The following is a 6,363-nucleotide window of genomic DNA, read 5'->3' as shown; positions in this document are numbered from 1 at the left end:
CCGCACTGATCACCAAGCCCCCCAACCACGCCCCCACCGCGTTCCCCACATTCGACGCGGAGACGTTCGCGCTGGCCGCCAGCGGTACGCCGCCCGCCGCGTCGGTGACCCGGGTGATCATCCCGGGGACCGTGGCGAAGCCGAACGCGCCCAGGAGGAACACCAGAATCACCGAGGCCGGCCGACTGCTCGCCAACACCCCGAACGCCGTCAGCGTCGCCGCCAACCCGACCAGCGACACGAGCAGCGTCACGTCGCGATTGCGGTCCGCCCCCCGCCCGCCCGCGATGTTGCCTACGACCAGTCCCGTGCCGTAGACCACCAACAGCCAGGCCACATCCGTCGTGGAGAAGCCCGTGACACGCGTGAACGTGTACGCGATGTAGCTGAACGCGCCGAACATGCCGCCGTAGCCGAGGGCCGTGGCGGTCAGGGTCAGCCATACCTGGGTGGAGCGGAAGGCGCGGAGTTGGGCCCTCAGGTCTGCACTTCCACGCACCCGTCCTGCCCAGCCGGGCACCAGTACCGCGATTGCCAGCAGCGCCACCGCTCCCGTCCCCGTGATCGCCCAGAACGTCGCACGCCAGCCCCAGCGTTCGCCGACCAGGGCGCCGAAGGGGACGCCCAGGACGTTCGCCACCGTCAGGCCGGCGAACATCATCGCGACCGCTCGGGAGGCCCGTTCGGGTGGGACCAGGCGGCGGGCGACCAGGGAGCCGATGCCGAAGAACGTGCCGTGGCAGAGGGCGGCCACCACGCGGCCCAGGAGCATGGTCGGGTAGTTCGGCGCGATCGCGCACAGCAGGTTGCCCGCCACGAACAGGGCCACCAGGCCGACCAGGACCGGTTTGCGCGGTAGCCCCGCCGTCGCCGCCGTGACCCCTATCGCGCCCACCGCGACCGTCAGGGCGTAGCCGGAGATCAGCCAGCCCGCGGCTGCCGTCGACACGTTCAGGCTCCGGCTCACCTGCGGCAGCAGCCCGGCGATCACGAACTCGGTCAGACCGATTCCGAAACCGCCGAGCGCCAGCGCGAGCAGGCCGAACTGCCCACCGCCGTACCGGAGTTCGGGTCCAGTGGTCAGATCACCACCCCGTCGATCTGCAGCGTCTGCACCGCCCCCGCCGCGAACGTCGCGCTCACCGTCTTCCCGCTCAGGTACGTGTCCGAGTGGGAGGCGTACAAGTCGCCCCCGCCACCCGTCACCGTGTTCCAGCGCGGGACCAGGCCGCTCGAACCGCCCGCCACCGTCGTGAACTTGGAGAGGTCGAAGGTCAGGGTCGTGGAGGACGAGCCTGTGTTTGCCGCCACTATTACCAACCGCTTCGCCGTCGCGTCGTAGCCCGCCGCCGCGTAGCTCACGCCCGTGTCCAGGATCGTCATGCCGGGGCGGATGTGGCGGCTGAACTGGGCCATCACGTAGTACTTCGTCTGCACCGCGCCTGCCGCGAGCGTGCTCTGGTCGTACGCGATCATCGCCCAGCCCGAGGATGGGTCCATGACCTGCCAGTACGTCCACGCCGTGGGGTGCAGCCAGCGGAAGTCGTAGAGCAGGTTGCTCGCCATCGTCAGGCCCGTGGAGTCGCTGTCGCCCGTCTCCGAGTTCCAGAGGGCCTTGCCCGACGTGGTCACAACGTCCGTGTACAGCAGGTCTCTACGGCCGCCCGAGCCCTGGTAGCCGTGGACGTTGACGCGGTTCACGTACCCCTTCGTCGTCGAGCTGAAGGCGCTCCACGTCGTCCGTGCCAGGTCGTAGCTCGTCTCGTCGGACGCCGAGATCTTCGTGCTCGTCAGGCCGCGGGCGTCCAACTCGCTGCGGACGTACGGGAGTACGGCCGCCTGGACCGTCGAGTCCATGTGGCAGCCCTCCTGCGTGCCGGTCGCCGTCCACCAGCTCGACGAGGGCTCGTTGAAGGCCTCGACCGTCGCGAAGTTCACGCCCCAGTTGTTCTTCGCGTACAGGGCCACGGCCGCCAGGTGGGAGGCGTGCTGGCGGTAGTTCCAGGACTGGAGGTTGTTGCCGCCGCCCGAAGCGCCCGACGGGTTGTGGTTCAGACACATCCACCACATGGGGGAGTTGGCGAAGAGTTCGGTGGTGGCCCCTCGTGACGTCGCCTTCACCAGCATCGCCCGCTGGGTCGCGTCCGCCGTCCACTTCCACGCCGAGGACGTGGGGTCCTCGTTGTTCCAGTCCTGCCAGTAGCCCTCGATCTGCTTGAACGCGGGGATGTTGGCGGAGGCGACCATCGACTCGCCGCTCACCGTGTTCCAGCTGCACCCGCCGAGGTTGTAGCGGGCGATGTTCAGGCCCAGGCCGGGCAGCGAAGTGCCGTTGTACGTCGTCGACTTGGTGGTGAAGAAGATGTCGGCGAAGTCGTCGCGGGCGCCGAAGACATTCGCCCACCAGGCCAGCGAGGTACCCCAGCCTTCCCAAGTGCCGTACTTCGTCGCCGGGTTGACCGCGATCGTCGCGTCGGCCCGTGCGGTACCGGTCGCCAGGGCGGTGCCGAGGAGGCCACCGCCCGCCGCGGCCAGCAGGGTTCTGCGTCGGATCATTTCTTCTCCCGATTCGCTCAACCGCCGGTCGTCCCACCGGCGTCGGCCATCCCCCCGGCTCGTACCACCAGGAAGCATCGGGTGTGGTGTGTGAGGTTGTCGAGGGTTGTGACACCCCTTTCTAAAACCCGTGTACGAAGGATCGAACGGGCGGTGCGCGAGATGCCGGACAGGCGCCTCCGCGCGGCCAACGGGAGTCATGGCTCTGGTGAGTTCGGGGACCGGCCCTTATCGTGCGGCCCATGCGGGTCCCCGTCGTGCAGCAGCACAGCCGTCGACGCCGTGCGCTGCGCCGACGCGCCCTGTGGACCGGCGGCGAGCTCCTCGTCACCGCCGGGGTCGTCCTTCTCCTTCTCGTCGTCCAGCAGTTGTGGTGGACCAACCGGGAGGCCCGCCGGGGTGCCGAGCACCAAGTGCAGGCGCTGGAACGGCAGTGGTCGACACAGGCGCCGACAGCGACACCGGATGCCGCGAGCGGTGGTACTCCATCGGCCAACACGGGTGCCGACGGGGGCAGTTCACCGAGCCGGACCACCACCGCCACCGGATCCGGAGGATCCAGCACTCCCCACTCCTCCCAGGCCTACGCCGTCCTCACCATCCCCCGCCTCCACCTCCGCGTCCCGATCGCGGAAGGCGTCAGCAAGCGGAACGTGCTCAACAAGGGGTACGTCGGCCACTACCCCGGCACCCAACAGCCGGGCCAGGCAGGGAACTTCGCGCTCGCCGGGCATCGCAACACGCACGGGGAGCCGTTCCGCTATCTCCCGCGACTGCGGCTCAAGGACACCGTCCAGGTCGAGACGAGCGCGGCCGTCTTCACCTACACGGTCGACAAGATCCTGCCGCAGACCTCCGCCGCCGACTCCGGCGTCATCCGGCCTATCCCGCGCTCGACCGTCAAGCCGGCCTACGGCTACAGCGCCCCGGGCTACTACGTCACCCTCACCACCTGCACGCCGGAGTTCACCTCCCGGTACCGCATGGTGGTCTGGGGCACGCTCACGTCCACGCGACCGCGCACGTGACACTGGGGGTCCGTGAACCCGATTCCGGTCAGTCGGCAAGTACTGGGTGAACGCCGTCCCTTTCCTCCGACGACACGGACCGTCCATGACCGATTCCGATTCACTGTGCCGCTCCTCCCCGGGGAGCGACACCAGACAGCCGGACGCCATGCAGCCGGACGCCAAACAGCCGGACGCCGCGCAACCGGACACCGAGCAGGCTGACGCCGTACTCGTCGCCGCCTCGCTCGACGAACCCGAGCGCTTCGCGACGCTGTTCGACCGGCACGCGCCCACCATCCACCAGTACGTCGCCCGGCGCCTCGGCCGGGACGCGGCCGACGACGTCACCGCCGAGACCTTTCTCACGGCCTTCCGGATCAGGGCCCGTTACGACAGCGGGCGGGCCGGTGTCCGCCCCTGGCTGCACGGCATCGCGGCCAAGCTGATCAGCCGGCACCGTCGTGAGGAGGTCAGGGCGCTGAAGCTGCTGGCCCGTACCGGTCACGACCCGGTGGCCGAGACCTGGACCGACTCCGCCGACGACCGGGTCACCGCGCAGGCCGCCTCCCGGCCGCTGGCCAAGGCGCTGGCCGCCCTCTCGGAGGGGGACCGGCACGCGCTGCTGCTGTTCGCCTGGGCCGACTTCACCTACCAGGAGATCGCCGAGGCCCTCGACATTCCGGTCGGCACCGTCCGCTCCCGGCTCAACCGGGCGCGCCGGAAACTGCGCGTCACGGCGGGTCCGTACGCCCCGTTCGACGGGCCCGGCGAGACCCCCGGCGAAGCCGACCAACCGCTCGCACCGCACGCACCGCACGTACCGGAAGGTGATCCCGCATGAACGAGCCGACCGACGGACGTGCCCTGCGCGTGGACATCCCCCTGCGCGCCGACGTCCCTCTGCCCGACAGCGACCGACTCGCGCCCCAACGGGCCCTGCTCACCGCGGCGTTCGGGCAGGAGGTGGCCGTCGCCGACCGGCCCACCCGGGTCTCGCTGCCCCGCCGCAGGTTCGTCCTGATGACCGCCGCGGCGGTCACGGGCCTCGTCGTCACCGGCGGGGTCGTGGCCTCCCTCACCGACGACACCCCGGGCACCGCCCCCACCCCGTCCCCCGCCTCCGGCGGCCGTCAGCTGCTGTCCGCGCAGGCCTCGGCCGACACTCTCGAACTGGCCGCCGCCACCGTGGAGAAGCTCGGCGCCACCGAGCCCGGCCCCAAGCAGTGGGTCTACGAGAAGAGCACGATGCTCGGCCAGGGCAAGCCCCAGACTTCGGAGGAGTGGACCCGTTGGGACGGCACGGGCTCCGCACGCCTGCCCGGCATCCCGGGCTCGGGCGACATCTCGCACTTCGACCCGAACAAACTCCAGGTCTGGTACGGGCCCAACCAGGAGGAGAAGTGGAAGAAGGAGGGCTACGACGACCGGTCCCAGCGCCAGTTCTACCGCTTCCTCAAGACGCTCCCGAGCGACCCGGGCCGCATGATGGCCGCCATTCGCAAGGAGCACGCCCTCGGCGACATCAAGGGCGAGACCGTGGCGGAGCGCGACTGGCGGGAGATCGACGTCCTCTACCGTTCGGTCCTGATCCCGCCGAACGCGCAGGCCGGCCTGTTCCGGGCGCTCGCCAGGATCCCCGGCGCCCGGGTGGAGAAGGGCATCAAGGACCCCATCGGGCGGGCGGCCATCGGAGTCACCGTGACCTACGCCAAGCCCAGCGCCTCGGGCTGGCAGGGCAAGCAGGAACTGTTCTTCGACCCGAAGACGTACGTGTACCTGGGGGAGGCCCTGCACGCCGCACCGCTCGAAGTCTCCGAGGGCACCGGGGGACCGTACGCCAACGCCTCGCCGGCGCCGGGCACGACCTCCTTCGCGATGATCACGGTCCGCGCCGCCTGGGGCGTCGTGGACAAGCCGGGGGAGCGGCCCTGAGTCACGCCCGGGCGGGCGCGGGGGCATTCAGGCTTGCGCCTGCTCCCGCTCCCGCAGCACCACCACGCTCACCGTCGCCAGCACCGCGAGTCCCGCCGACACCACCATCGCGATGTCCGCGCCACGGGCAAGGCCGCTCCCCGCCGACGTGGCGATCGCGATCGTCAGCGCGACGCCCGCGCACGAGCCGAGGTAGCGGAAGGTCTGCTGCGCGCCGGAGCCCATCGCGGCCCGGGCGGCCGGTACGGACTCCACGGACAGCAGCGGCAGCGCGGCGTTCAGCAGGCCGCTGCCCACCCCGGCGATCACCAGGCCCGGCAGCAGCCGGGTCCAGGAACCGGAGTCCAGCGCGCCGAGCATGGTCAGGACGCCGGCCGCGTGCAGCAGGAATCCCAGGGCGAGTTGATGCCGGGAGGTGATACGGCCGGCGAGGCGGCGGGCCTGGAGGGCGACCGTGAAGGACAGGCCGGACCAGAGGAGGAACAGCCACGCCGTGTCGATCGCGGACAGGCCCAGCGTCTGCTGCAGCAGCGCCGGCAGGAAGCTGAACAGGCCGATCACCGCGAAGCCCGTGAACAGGCCGCCCGCCGAGGAGGCCAGGAAGGGGCGGTGGCGCAGCAGGCTCAGGTCGATCATCGGGGTCGCGCCCCGGCGCTCGACGACCGCGAAAACGCCGACGAGCAGCACGGCCGCCAGCAACAGCAGGCCCACCGGGGCGCGCAGCCAGCCGTCGCGGCCGAGGGTGAGCGCGGCCACGAGGGCGACCAGGGCAAGGCCGAAGGTGACCGCTCCGGCCAGGTCGGGGCGTCCGCCTCGTGGTGCGCGGGACTCGGACAGCGTACGGGCGCCGAGCGCGGCCACGACG

The 6,363-nt window shown here is 70.8% G+C and carries 6 protein-coding genes; 3 read left to right on the top strand and 3 right to left on the bottom strand.

Annotation, left to right across the window (positions count from 1 at the left end):
- Together R6V09_RS42965 and R6V09_RS42960 are read right to left on the bottom strand one after the other, a co-directional pair.
- Positions 1–991, bottom strand: a 991-nt coding sequence (locus R6V09_RS42965) for an MFS transporter (RefSeq protein WP_317886916.1), incomplete at its 3' end; no start/stop codon positions are given.
- A gap of 89 nt (positions 992–1,080) precedes the next feature.
- Complete coding sequence (locus R6V09_RS42960) at positions 1,081–2,556, bottom strand: beta-1,6-galactanase (protein WP_317886915.1); 1,476 nt, start codon at positions 2,554–2,556, stop codon at positions 1,081–1,083.
- Between the two features lie 242 nt (positions 2,557–2,798).
- Here R6V09_RS42960 and R6V09_RS42955 point away from each other — a divergent pair, with 242 nt between their 5' ends.
- The 3 genes from R6V09_RS42955 to R6V09_RS42945 all read left to right on the top strand — a co-directional run bounded on the left by R6V09_RS42955 (position 2,799) and on the right by R6V09_RS42945 (position 5,498).
- Positions 2,799–3,584: a class E sortase gene (locus tag R6V09_RS42955; RefSeq protein ID WP_317886914.1), complete on the top strand. Its 786-nt coding sequence runs from the start codon at positions 2,799–2,801 to the stop codon at positions 3,582–3,584.
- A 148-nt stretch (positions 3,585–3,732) separates the two neighbouring features.
- The gene (locus tag R6V09_RS42950) at positions 3,733–4,407 is read left to right on the top strand and encodes an RNA polymerase sigma factor (protein WP_317886917.1); all 675 of its coding nucleotides are present in this window, start codon (positions 3,733–3,735) and stop codon (positions 4,405–4,407) included.
- Positions 4,404–5,498, top strand: coding sequence for a CU044_5270 family protein (locus tag R6V09_RS42945; RefSeq protein WP_317886913.1), 1,095 nt, complete (start codon positions 4,404–4,406; stop codon positions 5,496–5,498). Before R6V09_RS42950 ends, R6V09_RS42945 begins: the two co-directional genes overlap by 4 nt.
- A gap of 27 nt (positions 5,499–5,525) precedes the next feature.
- On the opposite strand, the gene R6V09_RS42940 is transcribed toward R6V09_RS42945, so the two are convergent.
- The coding region (locus tag R6V09_RS42940; protein ID WP_317886912.1) for an MFS transporter at positions 5,526–6,363 on the bottom strand (838 nt) is incomplete at its 5' end.

Origin of the sequence: Streptomyces sp. W16 (assembly GCF_033194735.1) — a bacterium.
Taxonomy (GTDB): Bacteria; Actinomycetota; Actinomycetes; order Streptomycetales; family Streptomycetaceae; genus Streptomyces.
The sequence above is the reverse complement of the archived record's forward strand: the minus strand, read 5'-3'. Positions and strand labels throughout refer to the sequence as shown.

Excerpts from the sequence above, each read along its gene's own strand:
- R6V09_RS42960 (WP_317886915.1), bottom strand. The coding sequence starts at position 2,556 with ATGATCCGACGCAGAACCCTGCTGGCCGCGGCGGGCGGTGGCCTCCTC.
- R6V09_RS42945 (WP_317886913.1), top strand. The coding sequence starts at position 4,404 with ATGAACGAGCCGACCGACGGACGTGCCCTGCGCGTGGACATCCCCCTG.
- R6V09_RS42950 (WP_317886917.1), top strand. The coding sequence starts at position 3,733 with ATGCAGCCGGACGCCAAACAGCCGGACGCCGCGCAACCGGACACCGAG.
- R6V09_RS42955 (WP_317886914.1), top strand. The coding sequence starts at position 2,799 with ATGCGGGTCCCCGTCGTGCAGCAGCACAGCCGTCGACGCCGTGCGCTG.